Below are 20,881 nucleotides of genomic sequence, written 5' to 3' on the forward strand. Positions count from 1 at the left end.
GGTGCGGGTCGCGCTGTTGTGCCCCTGTCCCCTGTCCCCTGTCCCCTGGCGGGGGTGCGGGGGCAGGGGACGGGAGGGGCCGGGCCGGTCACGGGTCGGGACCGGCCGCTCGGCCGGGGTGGGTTTCGGGCGGGCCCTTCGGGCTCCGCCGCGAAGACGCCCGGGTTGCTCGGCGGCATCGCGCGTCTTCGGGCCACGGCGCGGGCGTCGCTCGTCCGCCCCGGGGGCGAGCCGCTCGTCTGCCCGGGGGCGAGCCGCTCGTCCGCCCGGGGATGTGCCGCTCGTCCGCCCCGGAGACGTGCCACCGGGTGCCGGAGCGGACGAACGGTGCCGGGCCCTGCCCGGAGGCACCCGGTGGAGGCTGGGCTCAGGCCGGGGGGCGGTGTGCTCGTGCCGCCCGGAGTCCGGCCATGATCGTTTGGAGTCCGAAGGCGAACCTGGCGTCGAAGTCGAGCAGGGCCGGCAGCGGGTGCCGGGCCAGGTGCGGGTACTCCTGCGCGGGAAGCGTCGCTTTCACGTGCTCCAGGTCCACGTCGGTGCGTCCTTGTTGTTCCAGTGCCTCGCCCAGGATGAAGGAGAAGACGGTGGTCACGGCCCACATGGCGGCCTTTTCGGTGAAACCCGCCTCTCCCATGGCGCTCAGCAGGGAGTCGGCGATGGCCAGGGTGGGTTGCCGGGTGGTGTAGGCGCCGCCCACGATGCGGGCGCCGTCGCGCTGTCGGAGCAGGGCGGAGCGCAGCCGGTCGGCCAGGACGTGGACGCGGGTCTCCCAGTCGGCTTCGGGGAGCGGGCCGAGTGCGCCGGCCAGTACCGCGTCGGCCATCGCGTCCAGCAGGGCGTCCTTGTCGGGGAAGACCCGGTACAGGGCGGGGGGCTGGGTTCCCAGGGTGTCGGACAGGCGCCGCATGGTCAGTGACTCCAGGCCGCCGAGGTTGACCAGGGCCAGCGCGGTGTCCACCACGGTGTCCTGCCGGAGGGGGCCCTTGCGCGCGGCGGTGGCACCGCTTTCCCGTATTGACATGTTAACGATGTTATCACTAGCGTCATTTCTCGGTTGTTAACGCTGTTACTGCTTAGTCTTCGGCCGTCCGCGGGAAGCGGACCCGAAGGAGGAAGGAGGGGGGATGGCGACCGAGACCGTACCCGCCGCCGTCGAGCCGGAGGCGCCCAAGACCGGGCCCCAGGAAACCCCGGTGATCGTGCGCGAACTGCGCTGGGAGGCCGCCGGAGTGGTCTCCGTCCTGCTGGCCAGGCCGGACGGCGGGCGACTGCCCGCCTGGCAGCCCGGCGCCCACATCGATCTGCTGCTGCCCACGGGCATCGTCCGGCAGTACTCGCTGTGCGGGTCTCCCAGCGACCCGTTCGCGTATCGCGTGGCGGTGCGGCGGGATGCGGCCAGCCGCGGGGGATCGGAGTACGTGCACGCGTTCCTGCGGCCCGGCCAGCCGCTGCGGATCCGTGGCCCCCGCAACCACTTCCGCTTCGAACCGGCCGACTCCTACCTGTTCGTCGCGGGGGGTATCGGCATCACCCCGATTCTGCCGATGGCCCGTCAGGCCGCCGCGTGGGGCGCGTCGTGGCAGCTCGTCTACGCCGGACGGACCGCCGCCTCCATGGCCTTCCGCGACACACTCGGCGCCCTGGCACCTCACCAGGATGCCGTCCGCGTCTATCCCGGGGACGAGGGCGGGCGCATGCCGCTGGAGGCGTTGCTGGGGCAGGCCCGCCCGGGCACGGCCGTGTACGCCTGCGGTCCCGGACCGCTGCTGGACGCCGTGTCCGACGGTGCCGCGCACCTGCCCCGGGGCACCGTGCACGTGGAACGGTTCCGGCCGCGGGCCGGGGAGGGGACGCGGCAGGACGCCGCGGTGGAGGTGGTCTGCGCCCGGTCCGGCCGGACCGTGAACGTCGCGGCGGAGCGGAGCGTTTTGGACGCGCTCTCCGACGCGGGCCTGCCGGTTGCCGGCTCGTGCCGCCAGGGCGTGTGCGGCACCTGTGAGACCCGGGTGCTCGAAGGCGTTCCCGACCACCGTGACGGCATCCTCTCCGAGGAGGAACGGGAGAAGGGCGACCGGATGTACCTCTGCGTCTCCCGGGCCCGCACCCCCCGGCTGGTCCTCGATGTCTGACCGGCCCCCGATGACCGACTCCCCGCCCGCGGGCCGCGAACGCCGCACGGCCCGCCCGCCCGCCAAGGAGCGCCCCGTGGACCCGATCACCGCCCCCCGGCCCACCGCCGACGGCAGCACGTGCGATGCCTTGCCCGGCGGTAGTGCCTCTGACGCGTCCCCCGTCGGCGCTGCCTTTGACGGTTCTCCCGTCGGCGGTACGTCCGACGCTTCTCTCGGCGACGATGCCTCCGGCGCTTCCTCCGGTGCTTCCTCCGGCGGTGGTACGTCCGGCACCTCCCCCGACGGCGGTGCCTTCGGTGTTCTTCCCGGGGGCGGTACGTCCGATGCTTCTCCCGGGGGCGGCGTCGACGGTGGCGCTTCCGATGTCTGGCCCGATGGCGCCCTCGACCTGTGGGACGTCAGAGGCCCGGCCCCCGAGCGCACCGCCGCCGATGCCTACCGTGCCATCGGCATGGAGCGGGTCCGGGAGATCCTCGGATATCCGCAGCCGTTCATCGCGGAGAAGAAGGATCCCTTCCTCGGCGATTTCATGCGCCGTTTCATCGCCCACAGCACGTTCTTCTGCCTGGCCACCGCCGATGACACCGGGGCCGTGGACGCCAGTCCCAAAGGCGATCCGCCGGGCGCGGTGCGGATATTGGATCCCTGGACCCTGGCCATTCCCGACCGCCCGGGCAACCGCACCGCCGACACCTTCGAGAACATCACCCGCAACCCCGCCGTGGGCCTGGTCTTCTTCGTCCCCGGCGTGCGGGAGACGGCCCGGGTGAACGGCGAGGCGTTCGTCACCGACGACCCCGGCCTGCTGGAGCGCCTGGGGGCCGAGGGCAAACCCGCCGTCCTCGCCACGATCGTGAAGGTGCGCGAGGCGTTCTTCCAGTGCGGCAAGGCCGTGATCCGCGCCGGACTCTGGACCGACACCCCCCGGGGCCTGGCCGACGCCCTCACCCTCGGCGGCAACTTCTATGCCCAGGTCACCGCCCAGATGGCACAGAAGATGGCCGCCACGCTCGGCAGCGGCCTCGGCTCCCTCGGCGCCATCGTCGAAGACCACTACCAAAACGATCTGTTCTGACGGGTGCGGTTGCGCCGTGAGGCCGTGTCGGGTGCGTCGTGAGGCCTTGTCGGTGAGGCGGTCGGCTGTTGGGGGCGGGGTCGGTGGCGGGCGGGTCCGCCGGCCGGTCATCTCGGGGTTCGGCCCGTAGGGTCGTGCGCGTCCGGGCGTGCTCGTCGGGTCCGGTAGCGATCGGTGCGGTGGCCTTGGCTTCGATGGGTTCCTGCGGGATCTGCTGGCCAGGGCCCGGAGCAGCTCGATTCCGTCCGCCGTAAGCAGTGACTCCGTCGGCCGGTGTACGTCATGCTGGGGCAAGGCCATCGCGTCGCCTCGCAACGAGCGTTGTTGCTCGGAGAGTCGTGCGATGGCCGTCTCGTGATCAGGGGTTATGCACAGATCGCCGCTGCACTACCCGGTGGGACGCCATGGGGCGGGGGCCCCTTTCCGGGGCGGGGATATTCGTTCGGGGCACCCTTCCTGGATCGAGGGCACCCCCCTGGACCGGGGACTCCCCCCTGGGGCGGGGACTTCCGCCCTGGGGCGGGGACTTCCGCCCTGGGCCGGGGACTTTCGCCCTGGACCGGGGACTTCCGCCCTGGGCCGGGGACTTCCGCCCTGGGTGGGGGACTTTCGCCCTGGGTCGGGAACCCTCTACGGGCTGGGCGGGACGAGGACGACGTGTCATGCGGCGGTGTGGATGCTGGCCCGCTGCGGCTACAGCGGTTCCGGCCGCCTGGACGTGTGGATCTACCGCACCAAGAAGGCCGCCCTGCTGGCCGTGGGCCTGGGCCGTCGTGGACGTGCTGGGATCCATTTTGGACCTGGAGGACATCGGCTTCGATGGGCATCTGGCCCGTGTCCTGCGCGGTGAATGATGGTTGCCTTGGACGGGGCCTTTCCGGGTCGGGGATATGCGTTCGGGGCCCCTTTCCTGGACCGAGGGCACCCCTCGGACCGGGGGCTCCCGCCCTGGGTTGGGGACTTTCGCCCTGGGTCGGGAACTCTCCGAGGACCGGTCCCTGCGCGGCCGGGCCTGCGTGGCCGGCCCCAGCGTGATCGGGTCCTGCGTGGCCGGGCCCCGGGCGGCTCGCGCGGCTCGTACGGCCCGGGGCCCCGCGGCTCGTACGGCCCGGGGCTCCGTGGCTCGTACGGCCTGCGCGTACCACGTCGACCACCCGCACGGCAGGGCTTCCGTCGGGCCGGTGTCCTTCCGCTTTTCCGCAACCTGCCTGCGTAGGGGCCCCGTTGACAACGCCGTGAGCTGTTGGTGGGGTCCCTGTGGCCCCATTCGACGCGCGTGACACCCGTTACGCGGGGGCTCATGGAGGTCCTTGTGGGTCCGTTATCGGTGTGGTGTGCGGCAAGAAGGAGGACTCGCGGACGCCGGGCGTCCCCGCGGCCCGTGGCTCTGGGACTGGCCGCCGGGCTGGCCCTGGCCCTCGCCCCGCCCGCGGCCGTTCCGGCCGGTGCGGTTGCGGGGTCCGGCGCGGGCGAGGGTTCCCGGGCTGTGGCGTCCGGGCCGGTGATCACGCCCACGCCCTGGTCGGTGTCCCGTCGCTCGGAAGAGATCACCGTGCCGTCCAGCGCCGTGCTGGTCATCGGGTCCCGCACGGATGCGTCCGCGCTGGAGGTGGTGCGGCAGGCGCTGCGGGCCGCCGGTGTCGAGCGGTTGGAGACGCGTACCGTGCCGGGGTCCGCGACCGCCACCACTACTGTGCCGCCTGCGCATGGCCGCGCGGCCACCGGGGCCCGGGCGGCCATGGCGGCGATCGCGCAACCGGCGGCGGTGCCCCCTGCCGCGCGCCCGCCGTCTGCCTCCTCGGTCCCCGCCCCGGTCCGGGCTTCGGTCCCTGCTGCGGACGCGGGGGGCCTGGTCGTTCACGTCGGCGGGCCCGCGGAGCTTGCCGCCTCGGCCGGCGCTTTGGCCGGTCTGGGGGTGTCCGGCCCGCAGGGGCTGCCCGCGGGCGGCTACGTCCTGGCCGCGGGCCGCGGTGCGGACGGCACCGACCGGATCGTGCTGTCCGGCGCCGACCCGGCCGGCACCTACTACGCCGCGCAGTCCCTGCGCCAGGTCCTTCCGCGCGCGGACCGTCCGGGCGCCCGGCTGCCCGGCGTGGTGGTGCGGGACCGGCCGGCCACCGCCGTCCGCGCGGTCGTCGAGGGCTTCTATGACACGCCCTGGTCCCACGACACGCGTCTGCACCAGTTGGACTACCTCGGCGAGCACAAGATGAACGGCTACCTGTACTCGCCCAAGGACGATCCCTACCTGCGCGACCGGTGGCGCGAGCCGTACCCGCCCGCCGAGCTGGCCCGCCTGAAGGAGCTGGTGGACCGCGCCCGGCAGCGGCACGTGCGGTTCACCTTCGCCCTCTCCCCGGGCCTGTCGGTCTGCTACAGCTCGCCGGAGGAGGCCCGGGCGCTGACCGACAAGCTGCGTTCGGTGCGGGCCCTGGGCGTCCGCTCGTTCTCCGTGCCGCTGGACGACATCAGCTACACCCGCTGGAACTGCGCGGCCGACGAGGAACGGTTCGGGACCGGTGGCGCGGCGGCCGGTGCCGCCCAGGCCCTGCTGCTCAACCGGGTACGGGAGGGCCTCGCCCAGGAGGACACCGATCCGCTGCAGACGGTCCCCACCGAGTACTACGACGTGGCGGATACCCCGTACAAGAAGGCGTTGCGTGAGCAGCTCGCGCCCGAGGTGATCGTCCAGTGGACCGGGACCAGCGGTATCGCCCCCGCCATCACGCGCGCCGATGCCCGGGCCGCCCGGGAGGTTTTCGGCCACGAGGTGCTGGTCTGGGACAACTTCCCCGTCAACGACTACGTCCCGGGCCGTTTGATGCTCGGCCCGCTGGAGAAACGGGAGCGGGGCCTTTTGCAGGAGGTGGCCGGTGTGGCGGCCAATCCCATGCCGCAGGCGTCCGCGTCCCGGATCGGCCTGTTCACCGTGGCCGAGTACCTGTGGAACGACCGGGCCTATGATCCGGAGGCGGCCTGGCGCGCGGCCCTGCGCGAACGCGCGGGGGAGGACCCCGCCGTGCGGGAGGCCCTGCGTGTCTTCGCCGATGCGAGCTTCTTCTCCCGCATGACCGGGCGCCAGGCCCCCGGCCTCGCCGCCCGCATCGCCGCCTTCCGGGCGGGTCCGGACGATGCCGCCGCCCGGGCCCGGCTGCGGGCGGATCTGGCCGCCCTCCGCGATGCCCCGCGGTTGTTGCGCGCCCATCTGCCCGACCGGCGGTTCGTCCGGGAGACCGGGCCGTGGCTGGAGGCGGCCGAGGCCTGGGGCACGGCGGCCGTCACGGCCGCGGACCTGGCCGCCGCGGCCCGGGACGGCGATCGGGACACCGCGCGCGCCCTGGCGCAGCGGCTGCCCGGGGAGGTCGAGCGCGCGCAGTCCTTCCGGTACACCCACCTGTATGGGTTGGAGATTCCCGTGCTGGTGGGCGACGGGGTGGTGGACGACTTCGTGCTGGACGCCGTTGCCGCGTACGACGTGGCCGAGGGCCGTGTCCCGCGGCCCAAGGGGCTGACCAATCTCGAACCCGATCAGGAGCATCTGGTGCCCCGGCTGACCGACGGCACGGAGAGCACCTATTTCCGCGGTCTGTGGGACCCCCGCCCGGGCGCATATGTCGGTCTCGATCTGCGTGCCGCGCGTGAGATCGGCACTGTGCGGCTGGCCATGGGTGCCCCGGACCGGCCCGAGGGGTACCCGCGCCAGGGCGTGGTGGAAGTGTCCGCCGACGGCCGGACGTGGCAGCCCCTCGGCCGGCTCACCGGCACGCCCGAGGTGGAGATCACGGCCCCGCCGGGGACCACGGCCCGCTATGTCCGGCTGCGCCTGACCCACGCGCAGTCCGGCTTGGAGCACTGGCTCACCGTCCGCGAGTTCCAGGTCGGGGCCGGGAGCGGGGCCGGGGCCGGGGCCGGTGCTGGGGGCGGGCTCAAGCGCTGACGGGCCGGGGTCGCTTCCGTTCGATGACGGGCCGGGATCGCTCCGCTCCAGGTAATGACCCGGGATCGCTCCGGCCCAGGTAATGACCCGGGATCGCTCCCGCCCTGCGATGGTCCGGGATCGCTCCCGCCCGGTCACGCTGCGGGAGCGGTCCCGCCCGGTACGGCGACGGGTAGGGGCGGCCCCTCCCGCTCGTCGCCTACGGCATCGGCAGGCTCGGGGTCTGCCCCACGGCGCCGCAGGGCCCCCTGCTCGGTGTTGGTTCCGGCGAGGAAGCGGGCCCGCGCGACGACCTCGGGATGGGCGTTGGCCATCGCGAAGGACTGGTCGGCGGTTGCCCAGCATCTGCACGTGGTCGAGGTCGTCGCCGAGGACCGTGGCCTGCTGTGCGGGGGATGCCCAGGTCCTCCTGGAGGCGGCGTACGGCGGCGCTCGTGTCGGCGGTGAGGTTCATGATGTTCACCCAGCGCTCGCCGGAGACGACCAGCTGGTAGGTGCGGCGGTTTTGGTGGGCGTCGCGCATCGTGCCGTGGCCCCGGCCGGACCCGTGCGCGGGACACGCGTGACGACGGCCGGCACATACCGGCCGCGGGCGAGTCGGTCGCCGGCGGAGGCAGTGCCGGCCGGTGCCCGCGGCTGTCATCCGGCCGGGTTGTCCGAGGGCTGCGGCGTGCCGAGCATTTGGCAGGTGGCTGCGTCGCGGAGGGCTTTGTTGGCGGTGGCGGCCTTCTTTTCCTTGATGCCGAAGTTCGTGCTCGTCAGGAGGGCGAGGCTGCGTGTGCCGCTCGCATCGGTGTAGATCTCGCTGGAGTAGCCGGGCAGGCCGCCGGTGTGCCCCCAGACGGTGCCGCAGGGGGTCTTTACCTCCATCAGGCCCAGTCCGTAGCCGCCGCCTTCTTCGGGGGCGTCGATGGTGGTGCGCATCTGCTTCATCTGCGCCTTGGGCAGCAGCTTGCCCGACATCAGCGCGGTCAGGAAGCGTTGCCAGTCTGGTGCGGTGGAGACCATGCCGCCGGCGGCCCAGGCCCAGCTCGGGTCGATGCCGGAGGTGTTGATGTTGCGTTGGGGGCGTGCGGGACCGGTGAATCCGACGCCTTCGGGCAGGTTGACGGTCTTGGAGAGGATGGCTTTGAGGCGTTTGGCGTCCGGTTCGTAGCCGGCCGCGTGCTGCTTCCCGGCGGTCTCGCCGGTGGTCTTCCTGGTGGTCTCGCCGGTGGTCTTTCTGGTGGTCTTTCTGGTGGTCTGGGGGGTGTCCCAGTCGGCGTTCGTGGCCAGGAACGAGTCCTTCATGCCGAGCGGCTCGGTGATCCTCTTCTTGATCAGCTCGGCCAGGCCGGTGCCGGTGGCTTTTTCCAGGATGAGCCCGAGGGCCTCGTAGTTGGCGTTGCTGTAGGAGTATGTCGTGCCGGGCTGGGCCGGCGGGTCCTGCTTGGGCGTGAGGGCGAGGAGTTCTTGGGGTGTCCAGGTGCGCTCTTCCTGGCCGGTGAGGGAGGGCAGGAACTTCGGGGTCAGCAGGAAGTCGCCCAGGCCGCTGGTGTGGTTGAGCAGCATCCGGACGGTGATGTGCCGGCCGCCCGTGACCAGGCCGGGCAGCCAGTGTTCCACCGTGTCGTCGAGGCTGATCCGCTTCTCGGCGACTTGTTGCAGGATGAGGGTTGCGGTGAGTGTTTTGGTGTTGGAGCCGACCCGGAACCGGTCGCCGGCCGCGAGGCGGTGGTCGTCCTTCGTCCAGGGGGCCTGCCGGGTGACCTCGACGGGCTTTCCGTTGCCGGAGTCGACGCGGACGATGATGCCCGGGGAGCCGGTGTCGACGGCTTTTTGCGCGAGACCGGTCAGGTGAGTGCCGGCCGCCGGGCGCGCCGCGCTCGGTCCGGCCGCCGCCTGGGTCCCGTCCGACTCCGCACCCGAACAGCTCACGAGTGCCGCGCCCATGCAGGTCGCCAACGCCGTGGTCAGCGCTCCCCGAAAGATCCGATGACGGCGAGACGGTGTGTGAGCGGACATGGCGGTTCCCTTCGGCGCATGACGATGTGCTGTGTGCGTCGAGGGGCCGGGCACGCATCCGTTGAACGGCCTTGCGGCGGGCCCCGCGCGCACCCCCCTATTCAGTCAGCGGCGCGCCCCCCGTACATCGCTCGATGGCGGGCTTGTGGCCGGGGCGGGGTCACTCCAAGGAATGACCCCGCGCGGCATGGCGCCCCGCCCGCTCATCGGGCCGGGTCAGGGCAGGGTGTTTCTGGCCAGCACCGCCGCCTGTGCCCTGCTGTGGCAGCCGGTCTTGGTGAGCACGCGGCTGACGTGTGTTTTGACGGTGTGCAGGCTGACGACGAGCTGTTGGGCGATCTCGGCGTTGCTCAGCCCGTCCCGGAGCAGGCGCAGCACGTCGATCTCCCGCTCGGTGAGGTCCCTCAGCCGGGCCAGGTCCTGGTCGCTGGGCCGGCGCCGACCGCTGAGATGGCCCTCGATGATGCGCTGGGTCAGGGCGGGGCTCAGTGTGCTGTGCCCGGCCGCCGCGGCGCGGACGGCCGCGGTCAGTTCCTCGTAGGAGCTGTTTTTGAGCAGGAAGCCGGATGCCCCGGCTGCCAGCGCGTCGTCGACGTAGGTGTCCAGGTCGAAGGTCGTGAGCATGAGCACCCGGCTGCGCCCGGGTCCGGTCAGGCCCCGGCGGCCCAGTTCGGCCAGGGCCCACAGGCCGTCGCGGCGCGGCATCCGGATGTCCATCAAGGTGACGTCCGGGCGTAGTCGCGCGCAGGCTTGTACGGCCTGTTCGCCGTCGTCGGCGGTGCCTGTCACGGTGATGTCCGTCTGGCTGTTCAGGATGGCGCTCAGCCCGGCGCGGATGACCGGGTCGTCGTCCGCGACGAGCACGCTGATCTGTTCAGGCATCCGCACGCTTCCATGGCATCGTGGCCGTGACGCGGAAGCCGCCGTCGCGGGTGGGGCCGGCGGTGAGGTCGCCGTTCAGTGCGGCCACCCGTTCCGCCATGGCGACCAGGCCGAGTCCGGTGCCCGCGCCGGGCGTGCCGCGCCGTGTGGCGCGGCCGTTGACGACCTCGCACCGCAGCTTTTCCCCGTCGTCGCCCTCGACACGCACCCGGACCGGTGCCCCGGGGGCGTGCCGGCGGGCGTTGACCAGGGCTTCCTGCACGACGCGGTACGCCGTTTGCTGCACCGGTCCCGGCGCGGGGTGCGGCGCGAGGTCCATCGTCAGCGCGGCGGTGCCTCCCGCGGCGCGGTGGTGGTCCAGCAACGCCTCCAGTTCCGCGAGGCCGGGCGCGGGCTGGAGGGGGGCCGGGTCCGCGGGGTCGCGTAGCATCCGCAGCAGGTCGCGTAGTTCGCCGCTGCTGTGCCGGCCCGCCGCCGCCAGCCCGTCGATCTGGGCGCGGGCCCAGTCGGGCAGTTCGCCGCCGCGGGCCCGCAGGGTCTCGGCGTGCACGACGAGCAGGGTCAGCGAGTGCGCGACCAGGTCGTGCATCTCGCCGGCGATCCGTGTCCGCTCGCGGTGGGTGGCCTGCGCCGCCTGCAGGGCCTGCCTCCGGCGGACGTCGGCCGCCCGTTGTTCGGCCGCGGCCAGCAGCGCCTGCCGCGTCCGCGCGGCGAAGCCCAGCGCCCACGCCAGTGGCATCGGGGCCAGCGCGGCGAGGACGTCCAGGCCGCCCCGGAGGTCCTCGGTGTCGGCCGTGGTCCGGTTCAGCCACAGGCCGGCCGCGCCCAGCACGGCGACGCCGAGCACCGCCGTTGCGGTCCGCCTCCAACTCGCGCAGTGGTGGCCCAGGCTGTAGAGCAGCACTGCCGGCGGCAGGAAGACCAGCGGCGAGAGCTTGGCCCCTTCGCCCGCGCTGGCCACCAGGGCCGCCAGCAGGGCGCCGAACCCCACGAGGAAGGCGGCGGCGGGCAGGCGCCGCCGCAGCAGCAGGGCCGCCGCGCCCACCGCCTCGTACACGGTAAGCGACGCCCACGCCGCCTGGGAGGTGTCCACGTAGGGCTGCGACAGCAGCGGCGGCACAAGCGTCAGCACGACCAACCCGGCGTCGGCGCCCCATGCGGGCCACCTGCCGTCCATCATTCTCATCCTTGCGACCCTAGGGCCTCACCCGCCGGTCTTCATCACTCCAAGGAGCCATGCGCCCCCGGCGCGGCCCGGCCCGCCTCGCGGGGGAGGGGAGGTGAGCGCGCGCCGGGCGGTGGTCGGCGGGGTCGGTGCGGGGGAGGGCATCGGCATCAGGTGCCGGGGATCACCGGCGCGGGGTTCGGCCGGGACTGGGCCTGCCGGTCGGCCGGTCGGCCTGTCGGTCGGTCGGCCGGTCGGCCTGTCGGTCGGTCTGTCGGTTGGTCGGTCTGTCGGTTGGTCTGTCGGCCGGTCGGCCGGCCGGTCTGTCTGTCGGTCTGCAGGTCTGCCGGCCGGTTGGGGCGGTGGGTGTGCGGGCCGGCTGGGGCGGGTCTGGCGCGTGGGCGTGGGACTCGGTGGTGGTCGGCGCGCGGTCGGTCGGTTCTCCGTTTGGGCCGCGGCGGGTTCAGGCGGGCGGGGGCGGCGGGTTCAGGCGGGTGGAGTGCGGACGGTGTGGAAGTGGGAGGAGGAGTGGCGTGTCCGCAGCAGGGTGACGGCTGCCGGTGCGGCCGTGCACGGCAGGAGGCCGGCCGCCGTCGTCGCCGGTGGGTGGGGCCGGCTGACGTGGTACGGGGCCGGGGCGGTGCCCGGCACGACCGCTCCGGATCCGGCCCCGCGCACCCAGCGGTGGCCGCGTTTGCCGGCCCGCGCCATGGTCGCGAACCGGGCCGCGCCCGGGGCGGCGGGGGTGAGCAGGTAGGGGAGGACGCTGGTCTCGGCGGTGGCGATCTGGTCGGCGGCGCGCTGCGGAGGGCTCTGGCGCAGGTGCCGGCGAGCCGCCGTTTGCGGCCTGGGCGGCGGCGATGGCGCCGGCCGCGGCCACCGTGAGGACGGTGCGGCCTGCAGGAGGCGTACGGCCCTGCGGACGGACGGGGAGGGGCTGCGGTGCCTCGGGTCCTCCGGGGGTGGGACAGCCACGAGGAGACGTGATGAGGTATCAGGTAGCAAGACGTGGGGGAGCAGAGGGCCGGATGACCGAGGAGCAACCCCCGGCCGGACCGGTCCGGCGCCGCCGCCTGGCCGACGCCGAAACCGCGCGGCGCATGCTCGACACCGCCATGGCGATGATCGGGCGCACCGGCCCGCCATGACCTGGACCCCCTCGGCTTCGAGGACGTCATCCGCGAGGCCGGTGTGGCGCGCGCCGCCGTCTGCCGCCGCTGGCCCTGCGAGGACCTCTTCCTCGGCGACCTGCTCAAAGAGATCGCCCGCAGCGCGCCGGCCGCGGCCGGCGCCGACGGCCGCGCCGGCGAGGAGGCCGTCTTGGGCCTGGCCCGCGCGCGGATCGAGGAGTTCGCCACCGCCGAGGGCCGCCGCGCCCTGTGCGTCGGACTGCTGCGGCAGGGCGCCTGCGGGACTTCGCGGCCCTGCACGCCTCGCCGCGGTGGCGCGCCTGCATCGTCCTGCGCGCCACCGTCCTCAGTCTGGCCGAGGACGGTCGCCGGCGCGAGGTCCAGCAGGCTCTGGCCGCCGCCGAACGCGCCCTGAGCCACCGGATCGCCCGCTCCTGCCAGCGCCTGACCGCGCTGCTCAGGCTGCTCGGGCTGCGGCTGCGCCCCGACCTCCACCTCACCTCACCTCACCTGCGAGGAGCTGGCCACCGGGCTGAGCGCCGCCATGCGCGGCTACGTCCTCACCGCGGCCGCCCGCCCGGACCTCGCCGACCGGGAATCCGGGCCGGGCGTGTTCGGCGCCGCGGACCGGGCCGAATGGTCCCGGCCCGCCCTGGGCCTCACCGCCACCGCCCTGGCCTGCCTCGAACCCGACCCGCGGTGGGATGGGACGCGGAACGGCTGGCGCGGGTGCGGCGGATGCTGCGGGGCTGACCGTCCTCCCGGCAGCACCGCGCTGGCGGGGGCTTTGGTGGTGTGTGCCTGTTCACCGCGCCGGCCGAGGGTGTTGCTGCCTTCGCTGCTGCCCGGGCCTCGGGCACTGCGGTGGTCGTCGAGCGTGTGGCGGTCACCGGGTCGGCCGTGGTCCGGTTCGGCCGCAGTCCGGCGGCGCCCAGTACGGCGGCGCCGGGCACCTCTGACGTGGTCCGTCTCCGGCTCGCGTAGTGGTGGCCCAGGCCGTGGAGCGGCGCCGTCGGTGGCAGGAAGGCCAGTGGCGAGGGCTTGGCCCCTTTCGCCCGCGTGGGCCACCGGCGTTGTCGGCAGTGCTGGTCGGTTTCGGTGGGCCCGGGGTGGCGGGGCGGGGTTCCTTGTCTGGTGGTTTTGCTGGTGGTCTGTAGGCCGCTGTGCTCCTGGCTCTCGATCGTGGGCGGCTGCGCCGCCCGTTCCGCGTCGCCGTTGCCCTGCGCTGCCCGTTCCGCGTCGCTGCCTGCGCCGTCGCCAGTGTCGTCGCCTGCGCCGTCGCTCTGTGCTGCCGCCTGCGCGGCTGGCGGCGGCTCCTCTGTGTGTGGTGGTGGCTTCTTGCCGGAGGGCGGTTTTCTTGGTGTCGGGGGCGTGCCGGGGGAGCTGCGCGGGTTGCCTCGTGCCCGCAAAGGGGGTTCGGGCTGTGTGGCGGGGTGTCGTGGGCGGCCGGGGATGCGGGGGTGGGGCAAGGGGCGCGTCGGTAGTTGCCCGGCGGGGCGCCGGCCGCGCCGCTGGGGGTGCTTGTGGCGGATCAGGGATCGGGTCGGGTCAGGGTGTTTTGGTGCTGGGTGTGCGGGGTGGTCTTCGATGTTCCGTATCGGCTTCGTTCCGTATCGGCTTCTGTCTGCGCGGTGCGGGCTTGGGGTTGTTTCTGGGCGGGTGGGAAGTGCGGGGCTTGGGTTGTTTCCGGGCGGGTGGGGGCGGCTGGCGGGTGTCGGGCTATGGGGGCGGCTGCTGGGTGTCGGGCGGTTTCCGGTGGTTGAGCGGCTTGCCGCGGTCGTGTTCCTGGTCGGCGCGGTCGTGTTCCTGGTCGGCGTGGCGGGTGTTTTGCGGGTCCGGCTCATCTGGTCGGTGCGGCCGCGCCGCGGGGGATTTTCCGTCGTCGGGGGCCAGCGCCGCCCGCACTTGACCGTGTACTGTCATGCGTGGGTGTGGGGGCGGGCACCGGGAGGGAGCGGCTGTGCCGGCCCTGCACCGGGCCGGCGTCTGCCGGGCACACGCTGCTCGGCGCCACGCCCGGGCGTCCCGGGGGTCTTTGGCCTGCGGCACGCCGGGCGGCGTCGCTGCCGGTCCCGGCGGCCTCCTTGGTGCCGCCGTGGCGGCCCGGCCGCTGCCGCCCGGCGCGCGGCACGGAGCCGGGCCTCGCCGGCGCCCGCACGCGGTGCGGCTGCCCACGGCCTGTGGCCGGTGCGGTGCCGGCCCGGCCCGTGGGACAGCGCAACGGCCCCCGGCCGCAGCCCGGCCGCACCACCTGCTCGGTCCCGGACGGAATCGAGCCCCGCCTACCCGAGAGGACCACGATGCAGCACTTCAGACGGCTGGCCATAGCTATGGCGACCGCGGTGGCCGCGCTGGCCGCGGCGCCGGCGGCGACCGCCGCGTCCGCCCCGGACACGGCCGCGGCCACGAGCGCGTCCGCGGTGGTGACGCTCCGCTACGACGACCGTCAGGCCAGGGGCTGGGAGGCGGCGATCGCCGCCGCAGCCGCTTCCTGGAACACCAACGTGGAGAACGTCCACCTGGCCAAGGCCCAGCCCGGTACCCGTGCCGACATCCAGATCGTGGCCACCGCCGGCTGGCCGCAGGCCACGATCGGCCCGGTGCGGCCGGGGGGCCGCGGTCGCGTCGAACTCGGCGGTCAAGCGGTCGCCCAGGGATACGACAAGACCCGCATCGCCGCCCATGAGATCGGCCACAACCTGGGCCTGCCCGACACCAAGCCGGGCCCGTGCTCCCAGCTGATGTCGGGCTCCGCCGCCGGCACCGGATGCAAGAACGCGGTGCCCGACCTGGCCGAGCAGGCCCGCGTCGAGGCCTTCTACGCCTACCGCTCCGCCTCCCGCGTCCCGGCCGGCGGCCGCCTGGTGGCGGACGCGCCCTAGCCGGGAGAAAATCCCGGCGCGCCGGTGCCCGGCCGTGACGCCCGCGGCCGGGCACCTTGCCCCGTGCAGCGGGCAACCGGCTTCCGCCTCCGGCTTCCGCCTCCGGCGGGTTCGCCGACGGAAGCCCGCCGACCGGACCGCGCGCCGGCGACCGCCTTGCGGCCCGCGCCGCGCCTGGACCGGCCCCGGGGCGCCGTCCCTCTGGGTCCTCGCCGGCGGCCTCGGCGCCGACGTCAGCTGAGCGGTGGTGTGTGGCCTGCGGGGTTCGGGTGGGCGGGGGCAGGTGGCCGGGCCGGGCCGGGGCTGCGGGCGCGCGCGTCGTCCTTGGCGCTGCGAATCTGAGCGGTGGCCCACTGACCGGCGCGGTGTTCGCCATCGTGCAGGCAGGTGGCGCGGGGGCGGGCTGGTTCGGGCTGCGGCCCCCGCGCGGACGCGGGCGGTGCGGTGTCCGCGGCGGGAGCAGGGGCAGGCGCTGTCGCGGTGGAGGACGTCGGCGTGGGGAGGTGCGCGAGAGTGCGGCAGGAGCCGCAGCGCACGGTCATGGGCTTCGATCAGTCGACGTGAGCCTGGTCGAGGGTGGGGTGGTCGTCAGCGGAGTCCGGTTCGCCGACGATGCCGCAGGCCGGGCAGGCGAAATACGGGCAGTGCTCCTCGCAGGGCACGTCGTTCACGGACGGACTCCTTTACGAGTTCCAGCGGCGGGCCGCGCGGTCCGGTACGGGCGCAAGCCTCCCGGGCGCGCGGGCCTTTGTACAGCTACCGAGCTCAGAACCGGACGCCGCCACGAAGGTGATGGTCGGCCGTTGGAACGTTGAGCCGTTGAGCCGTTGAGCTGTTCGGCGGTCGAGCCGTTCGAGTGCTGGGCTCCGGGCCGGTGGCGGGCTGCGAGTCCCAGCCCGGCGAGCGCTGCCGGCTGCCGGAGGCTTGCTGGAGTCTGCCGCCGTCGATGCCGGTGTGCATCGGTCAGGGCGTGGTGGGCCTGGTCTTCACGGGGCGCCGGGACGGGCGCGGTGTGGGGGCTCCGCCCGCCCCGGCCGGGCTCACGTCGAGGCCACCGCCTTCGCTTTGGCCAGGGCGGCGAGGGGAGCGCTGGCCTTTGTCGAGCTGGCGCAGTGCGGACCAGTCGGCCCCGGGGGGCGCGGTGACGAGCGCGTCGACGTCGGCGGTGCGGTACAGCGGCACGTGGCGCGCCGGCCCGGAAGGTGCCGAAGCGAACCTCGATCGTCTCGGCGGACTGGGCCAGTCCGGCCGCACCATCCAGTCGTAGTCGGCTTTACCGACCATTGAAGTGCGCGTATGGCCTCTGGCCTTGTCATTCGTGTGCCGGACACGTTCGCGAGGCAGCGGCGTGCAGCGATGGGTCAACCAGACGTAAGACGCCTTCGGCCCGCAGCTCCGTCGTCTTTAAGATCCTCGCGGGCGCACTCGCCCAGAATGCGCAGAGCTTCGGTCAACTCCTGACCCAGTTGGTTGGGCATCTGTGAAGGACCAACCCCCGACAGGGACGCCACCCTGGCGTCTAGGTCATTGGCTGCTCTCTGAATGCGCTCCAGTTGACGATCGCCACATGCCGCAGTAAGGGCCCGAAACCAAAACTGTGCTTCGACGAGGTCGTCGAAGGTCTCCCTGACATGCTCTTCAGCAATGACGGAGACGATCCGGCCTGCGTTCACAGCGATTTCGGATCGGCGGTTCAATGCTCGGAGCAGGTAGCGGAGAGCGCCGTCGTATGCAGCCTGACGCCGGTCGCGACCCCAGCGCGCCCGCTCATGACGGGCTTGCAGGCGCACGGAGAGCACCGAGCCCAGCAGTGCTGTGGCCGCACCCAACAGAGCACCGACAAGACCGATGTATGCGGCCCCAAGGCCCTCCTCGGATTGCCTGTTTGAGTGCAGGGGTGCCGAACCTAGCGGTCCTGGTTTCCTTGCGGTGGCTCAAGCGGGAGTTGCGCAAGCACCTGCGCCTCCAGGGCGGTGATGCGCTTGTCGGCGAAGCGGAGGTTGGAGCGGGCGCCTTCGAGTCGTTCCTGCAGGGCTCGGTGTTCCTGGGGCAGCTGCTGGACTCGCCGCTTGAGGGTGGTGTTCTCGGCGGTGGGGCGTTGGACAGATTCGACGGGCACCATCTGCTCGAAGTCCCTGAGCTGGCCCATCAGCTCCCCGATCCGCTGCCGTTGAGCGAGGACCTCGTTGTGGGAGCGGGTCAGTTGCTCTTCGGCGTTGAGCGCCCGCTCCCGCCACGATCCCTCGATGCGCTCGTGCTCGTCCGGGGTGACTCGGTCGTGGCGGCTCTTGCTGTCGGTGACGGCGGTCAGGGCCTGGAAGACGGTGAACCGCGTCGCCGTGGCCTCGTGCTGTGGTGGCTGATGCGGGCCGGCTCCTGGCCGTACGCGTCGACGCCCGGCTGCTCGGTGCTCACGCGGAGGCTCCCTGGTCTGTGTGGGTGCGGTGGGCGACCCAGTCCGGATCGCGTACGAGCGGCGGCGTTCGGGTCTCGGTGGCGGGGGCGCACATGGTGCGGCGGCTGGTGCGCGGCGCGGTGGCGGAGTGGGCCAGGACGACGACGGCCTGCCGCCCGGTGCCGCCCCGGACCCCTGCCCCGGTGAAGCGGACCTGATCGGCCGCCCAGCCGTTGCCACGGGCGCAGCCTTCCGAGCAGGTAGCCGGCCGCGAGCGCGGCGGCCGCGGTGACGACGAGGGCCATCACGTCCACCGCATGCCGATGGCGGAGAGCCGCTCCGCCCGTTCGGGAGGCAGTGTTGCGGCCCGGCTGCGTTGGTTCCCGATCCATGCTCCCAGCTTCAGCTCCCGGACCTCCTGGCCCTCACCCTCGTCCCCGCCCACGGTGATCGTCTCGACGTGTTTCCTCGGTACCCGCAGGTGCCCCTCGCGTTCGTAGAACTGGCGGGCGGCCTCGTAGTTCATCGCCCACTTGTCGGCCTGCGTACGGCGCGGCTGCGGCTTTTCCTCCTCGGTCGCGGGCTCGATCCCGAGGACGTGCTCGCCCAGCCATTGCTGCGCGGTCGTGAGCTGGTCCCAGCCGAGCCGTACCGACTGCACCCACCGTCCGAGGTCCTCGCCCTGGCGCAGGACCTCGCCCGCCGCGGTGGGCAGCGTCTCACCGGCTTCCAGGTGTTGCCGGACGAGGTGGAAGGCGCGCTGCCACTCCACGGGCCAGGCCGGGCACCAGGAGGGGTCGATGTCCTCCAGCTGCGCGCGCCGCTTCTCCGACAGCGCCCCGGCCGACGACTGGACCGGCAGGCCTTCGGCACGCCGCTGCTCGATCTCGGCGGCCTTGCGGGCGGCGGCCCTGGCGTTTTTCAACCAGATCCCTACCCGGTAGCCCTGGTAGGTGGCATCCAGAGGCGCCAGCAGGTGCCCGTTCACCTCGGCCCATCCCCGCGCGGCGGCCAAGCCCTCCTCCCACGCGACGTCGAAGTGCGACCAGATCATGCCGAGCTTCTCCAGCTGCGCGACGCGGTCCTCGTCCATGTCCCCGCGGGCGTAGAAGCGCCGGGCGTCGGCGATCCACTGCCCCAGCGGGAAGTCGGCGAGCGAGGCCGGCCACCCCTCGCCTTCGGCCTCCTGGTCGTCGCGGCCGGGCACGCGGTAGGTGAACGGCACCTTCAGGTCGCCGTGGAGCCGGTGGTAGAGGATGGCGGCCTCGATGCCGCGCCGCCAGTGCTCGTGCTCGGGGTGGAGGACCCGCAGGTTGATGAACGCGGCGAGGGCAGCCGGGTCGCGGGGCGTGGAGAACTTCAGCAGGGCCTTGGCGGGGGCGCTGACGCCTCCGGAGCCCTCGCCGCTCCCGCCACTTTTGCCGCTCTCGTCCTTGCTGACGGGCGTGTAGCGGCTCGGAGCCTGCTGCTCGGGCAGGGTCTCCACGATCCGCGCGTCGTGCGCCCGCAGCGCCTCCAGCAGCTTGGCCAGCCCGCCGAACGCCCGGGAGGTGAGCATGTTGTCGGCTGTCTCGCCGGGCCCGAGCAGCACCGGCACCAAGAGCGAGGCCACCTTGCCCTCTCCCGGCTGCATCCGCAGCGCCCGCCCCACGGCCTGGACGAGGTCGGGCATCGAGCCGCGCACATCCGCCCAGTACACAGAGTCGCAGGTCTTGGTGTCGACGCCCTCCCCGAGAACCTTCACCGAGCCCAGGAAGCCCTTCTCCACCACGGTGCCGTCCGTGGCGATCCCCTCGGCGAACTCCCCGAGGACCCGGCGCCGGTGGCCCGGCTTGTGCTCGCCGCACAGCCAGTTGGCCCAGATCGTCTTGGGGTACAGCCCGGGGTCGGCGGCGTGCAGCTGCGCGGCGACGCCGGGGAGGCCGGCCGCGAACGCTTCCGCTTCGCGGATCTGGTGGTGGAAGACCAGCGTGCGCTTGAAGTGCTCCTCCGCGGACGCCTTGAGCAGCGCGGTCTGGAGGGCGGTGAGCCGGGCCCCGCGGACCACATCCGAGCGCCCCTCGGCGCCCAGAAGTTGGGCGACCTGGAGCCGGGTGTCGGTGATATCCACGCACACCACCTGATAAGGGGCACAAATGCCCCGGTCGATCGCCTCCGACAGCGTCAGCGTGAACGCCCTGCTGCCGAAGGGGCCGTCCGGGTCGTCCTCCATGCTCGCCACCAGCTCACCCGGCACGCCCTCGGCGTCCTCGTCCAGCTGCCACAGGCGGGGCGTGGCGGTCATGTAGAGACGGCGCAGGGCGGGGGTGTGGGTGTTGTCGTGGACGGCGGCCCACGGCTTGCCGATCCGGCCTGATGTCCGGTGTGCCTCGTCGATCACGATCAGGTCCCAGCGCGGAAGGCCGGCCGCGTGTGCGCGCTTCAGCGTGCCGAGCCCGAGGGAGGCGTACGTGGCGAACACGGTGACCTTGTCGAACGGCCGCACCCAGTCGACCAACTCGTCCGCGTCCGTGGTGTTGGGGAAGGACGCCTCCTCTCCGCGCAGGGACGAGACCCCGACGACCGGGCCTTTGCGGCCCGCCTCCCGCCACGCGGCCTCCGTCTGGGTGAGCAGATCGAGGGAGGGCACGAGTACCAGCACTCGGCCCGCGTGGAGTTCCTCGGCGCTGCGGGCGGCCACCCGGGTCTTCCCGGACCCGGGTGCCATGATCACCTGAGTCCGGAGCCCCCGCTCGGGCACAAGAGATCTTGCAGGCAGTTCAAGAGCACGGAGCACCGCGTCAATGGCTTCCCGCTGGACGGCCTCGCGCTGGTCAGCACGGTTAGCGATCGACATGTCCGTCCGCCTTCTCCTTGGGACCGCCGGCCGATACGAGCGGCATGAAACGGGAAACCTACATGCAGACGCGCCACAAGGGACTACGGTTGTTTGCCTGAACGGCCCCGCCGGAGTACCGACAAGAGTCCTCAGATGATCTCTACACGCTTCCTGGAGCGTTGCCGGTGGCATGCCCCGAATCCAGAGCTTATCCTGAAGCCCAAACTGAAGCACTCGAACCCGGGAAAGGCTTATAGCCACCCCGGAAAACCGTTTTACGGCCAGCCGCCTCCTCTCCCCGAGCCCTTGTTCGACCCCACCCTCTCCCCATGCAGCCAGCCCGGGCCGAAGGCCCATGGGCGGGCCGCGCGGAGCGTGGCACGCCCTGCCCCGCACAGCACGCCCGGCGGCGGGGCACCCAGAGGTGGCTGGAGCGCAGCGGAAGCCACCGGTCGACCAGC

At 73.1% G+C, this 20,881-nt stretch carries 14 protein-coding genes; 6 read left to right on the forward strand and 8 right to left on the reverse strand.

Features of this window, described 5'->3' with window-relative positions; genetic code table 11:
• Positions 1–367: 367 nt before the first annotated feature.
• The gene (locus ABZX96_RS32645) at positions 368–1,021 is read right to left on the reverse strand and encodes a TetR/AcrR family transcriptional regulator C-terminal domain-containing protein (protein WP_355551389.1); all 654 of its coding nucleotides are present in this window, start codon (positions 1,019–1,021) and stop codon (positions 368–370) included.
• Between the two features lie 103 nt (positions 1,022–1,124).
• Here ABZX96_RS32645 and ABZX96_RS32650 point away from each other — a divergent pair, with 103 nt between their 5' ends.
• The 3 genes from ABZX96_RS32650 (at position 1,125) to ABZX96_RS32660 (ending at position 7,144) form a co-directional block, all read left to right on the forward strand.
• Positions 1,125–2,129, forward strand: coding sequence for a PDR/VanB family oxidoreductase (locus ABZX96_RS32650; RefSeq protein ID WP_355551391.1), 1,005 nt, complete (start codon positions 1,125–1,127; stop codon positions 2,127–2,129).
• Between the two features lie 10 nt (positions 2,130–2,139).
• Complete coding sequence (locus ABZX96_RS32655) at positions 2,140–3,207, forward strand: MSMEG_1061 family FMN-dependent PPOX-type flavoprotein (RefSeq protein WP_355551393.1); 1,068 nt, start codon at positions 2,140–2,142, stop codon at positions 3,205–3,207.
• 1,381 nt (positions 3,208–4,588) lie between these two features.
• Positions 4,589–7,144, forward strand: a complete 2,556-nt coding sequence (locus tag ABZX96_RS32660) for a beta-N-acetylglucosaminidase domain-containing protein (protein WP_355551395.1) — start codon at positions 4,589–4,591, stop codon at positions 7,142–7,144.
• A gap of 639 nt (positions 7,145–7,783) precedes the next feature.
• Here ABZX96_RS32660 and ABZX96_RS32665 read toward each other — a convergent pair.
• The 4 genes from ABZX96_RS32665 to ABZX96_RS32680 all read right to left on the reverse strand — a co-directional run bounded on the left by ABZX96_RS32665 (position 7,784) and on the right by ABZX96_RS32680 (position 12,170).
• Complete coding sequence (locus tag ABZX96_RS32665; RefSeq protein WP_355551397.1) at positions 7,784–9,148, reverse strand: serine hydrolase domain-containing protein; 1,365 nt, start codon at positions 9,146–9,148, stop codon at positions 7,784–7,786.
• Positions 9,149–9,364: 216 nt separating this feature from the next.
• Positions 9,365–10,030, reverse strand: a complete 666-nt coding sequence (locus ABZX96_RS32670) for a response regulator transcription factor (RefSeq protein WP_355551399.1) — start codon at positions 10,028–10,030, stop codon at positions 9,365–9,367.
• Positions 10,023–11,207 (reverse strand): histidine kinase, encoded by a 1,185-nt coding sequence (locus ABZX96_RS32675; protein WP_355551412.1) that lies wholly within the window; start codon positions 11,205–11,207, stop codon positions 10,023–10,025. Before ABZX96_RS32675 ends, ABZX96_RS32670 begins: the two co-directional genes overlap by 8 nt.
• Before the next feature lie 474 nt (positions 11,208–11,681).
• A complete protein-coding gene (locus ABZX96_RS32680; protein WP_355551401.1) occupies positions 11,682–12,170 on the reverse strand; it encodes a hypothetical protein in 489 nt (162 codons plus the stop codon).
• Between the two features lie 216 nt (positions 12,171–12,386).
• Here ABZX96_RS32680 and ABZX96_RS32685 point away from each other — a divergent pair, with 216 nt between their 5' ends.
• Entirely contained in the window at positions 12,387–12,740 is a 354-nt protein-coding gene (locus ABZX96_RS32685; RefSeq protein ID WP_355551403.1) for a hypothetical protein, read from the forward strand.
• Between the two features lie 1,304 nt (positions 12,741–14,044).
• Here ABZX96_RS32685 and ABZX96_RS32690 read toward each other — a convergent pair.
• Positions 14,045–14,248: a hypothetical protein gene (locus ABZX96_RS32690; protein WP_355551405.1), complete on the reverse strand. Its 204-nt coding sequence runs from the start codon at positions 14,246–14,248 to the stop codon at positions 14,045–14,047.
• Between the two features lie 407 nt (positions 14,249–14,655).
• Here ABZX96_RS32690 and ABZX96_RS32695 point away from each other — a divergent pair, with 407 nt between their 5' ends.
• Positions 14,656–15,207, forward strand: a complete 552-nt coding sequence (locus tag ABZX96_RS32695; RefSeq protein ID WP_355551414.1) for a snapalysin family zinc-dependent metalloprotease — start codon at positions 14,656–14,658, stop codon at positions 15,205–15,207.
• 1,906 nt (positions 15,208–17,113) lie between these two features.
• On the opposite strand, the gene ABZX96_RS32700 is transcribed toward ABZX96_RS32695, so the two are convergent.
• The gene (locus ABZX96_RS32700; RefSeq protein WP_355551407.1) at positions 17,114–17,356 is read right to left on the reverse strand and encodes a hypothetical protein; all 243 of its coding nucleotides are present in this window, start codon (positions 17,354–17,356) and stop codon (positions 17,114–17,116) included.
• Between the two features lie 206 nt (positions 17,357–17,562).
• Here ABZX96_RS32700 and ABZX96_RS32705 point away from each other — a divergent pair, with 206 nt between their 5' ends.
• Positions 17,563–17,820: a hypothetical protein gene (locus ABZX96_RS32705; protein ID WP_355551408.1), complete on the forward strand. Its 258-nt coding sequence runs from the start codon at positions 17,563–17,565 to the stop codon at positions 17,818–17,820.
• A gap of 86 nt (positions 17,821–17,906) precedes the next feature.
• On the opposite strand, the gene ABZX96_RS32710 is transcribed toward ABZX96_RS32705, so the two are convergent.
• Complete coding sequence (locus ABZX96_RS32710) at positions 17,907–20,438, reverse strand: Helicase associated domain protein (protein WP_355551410.1); 2,532 nt, start codon at positions 20,436–20,438, stop codon at positions 17,907–17,909.
• Positions 20,439–20,881: the final 443 nt, after the last annotated feature.

The sequence above is a fragment of the Streptomyces sp. NPDC003077 genome (assembly GCF_040611095.1).
Taxonomy (GTDB): domain Bacteria; phylum Actinomycetota; class Actinomycetes; order Streptomycetales; family Streptomycetaceae; genus Streptomyces.

What these genes read in the sequence shown, in the direction of transcription:
- ABZX96_RS32645 (WP_355551389.1), bottom strand. Translation starts at nt 1,021, where the DNA reads ATGTCAATACGGGAAAGCGGTGCCACCGCCGCGCGCAAGGGCCCCCTC.
- ABZX96_RS32650 (WP_355551391.1), top strand. Translation starts at nt 1,125, where the DNA reads ATGGCGACCGAGACCGTACCCGCCGCCGTCGAGCCGGAGGCGCCCAAG.
- ABZX96_RS32655 (WP_355551393.1), top strand. Translation starts at nt 2,140, where the DNA reads ATGACCGACTCCCCGCCCGCGGGCCGCGAACGCCGCACGGCCCGCCCG.
- ABZX96_RS32665 (WP_355551397.1), bottom strand. Translation starts at nt 9,148, where the DNA reads ATGTCCGCTCACACACCGTCTCGCCGTCATCGGATCTTTCGGGGAGCG.
- ABZX96_RS32670 (WP_355551399.1), bottom strand. Translation starts at nt 10,030, where the DNA reads ATGCCTGAACAGATCAGCGTGCTCGTCGCGGACGACGACCCGGTCATC.
- ABZX96_RS32675 (WP_355551412.1), bottom strand. Translation starts at nt 11,207, where the DNA reads ATGGACGGCAGGTGGCCCGCATGGGGCGCCGACGCCGGGTTGGTCGTG.
- ABZX96_RS32690 (WP_355551405.1), bottom strand. Translation starts at nt 14,248, where the DNA reads ATGACAGTACACGGTCAAGTGCGGGCGGCGCTGGCCCCCGACGACGGA.
- ABZX96_RS32695 (WP_355551414.1), top strand. Translation starts at nt 14,656, where the DNA reads ATGGCGACCGCGGTGGCCGCGCTGGCCGCGGCGCCGGCGGCGACCGCC.
- ABZX96_RS32700 (WP_355551407.1), bottom strand. Translation starts at nt 17,356, where the DNA reads ATGGGCCAGCTCAGGGACTTCGAGCAGATGGTGCCCGTCGAATCTGTC.
- ABZX96_RS32710 (WP_355551410.1), bottom strand. Translation starts at nt 20,438, where the DNA reads ATGTCGATCGCTAACCGTGCTGACCAGCGCGAGGCCGTCCAGCGGGAA.